The organism is Maricaulis sp. D1M11 (assembly GCF_047308265.1).
Lineage (GTDB): Bacteria > Pseudomonadota > Alphaproteobacteria > Caulobacterales > Maricaulaceae > Maricaulis.
On record NZ_JBKQWY010000033.1, the window covers coordinates 1 to 802 of the forward strand.

General features: G+C 51.4%; 1 protein-coding gene. It reads left to right on the forward strand.

Annotated elements, in window-relative coordinates; translation table 11 throughout:
- Positions 1–802 (forward strand): hypothetical protein (locus tag RMQ97_RS15525; protein ID WP_413661809.1); only part of this gene is annotated, 802 nt, incomplete at both ends.

Genomic DNA, 802 nt, shown 5'->3' on the forward strand with positions numbered 1-802 from the left:
CTTGCGGTTTACCATTGATGCGCTGGGTCGCATCACCGAGAATGTATATTTCAAAGACGACGTTACGGATTCCATCGGACTGGTCCGCCATACCATTCAATACGCCGACACCATCGGTGGCCTGACCCGTTTTGATTATCACAGCGTGCGAACTTATGTGGCGAGCCTGACATCTCCGACCACACGCAACAGCTATTTTGTCTACGACTTGCAACAACGTCTGCGCTACACCGTCAATGCAGATGGTGAAGTGGCCCAATTTGATTATGATGACTTTGGCAATGTCATCCGTTCAACACGTTATGCGGCCAGCTTCAATGCAAACGGGCACCAGCCTAGCATTACTGAGGTGAACGATTGGACAAAGAAAAACAAAGCCGGCGCTCGCACCACACGCAACTACTATAATTCCCGCAACGAACTCCGCTTCACCGTGGATGCGGAAGGCTATGTTGTCCAATTCAAGCCTGATAAACTCGGACGACAAAGCAGGACCTTACGGTATGAAAACCAGGTGTCCGCCACGAACAGCTGGACGATTGATGACGTCGTTTCGGCTGATCTGGGCGCGAGTATCGAAACCCGTGTCTACTACCACACGCTTGGCAATCTGAACCTGTCTCGAGACGGGACCAACCGCCAGACAGCGCACTCCTTTACCAATTCCGGCTTTCATTATCTCGATATTCACGGCAAGGGTACCAACGATGAAATCTGGACTCGCTACATCAGGGATGGCGCCAATCGGATCACGAAAGAAACCCGGTATCTGGGCAATAGCAATGTGGATGCCTATACCGCT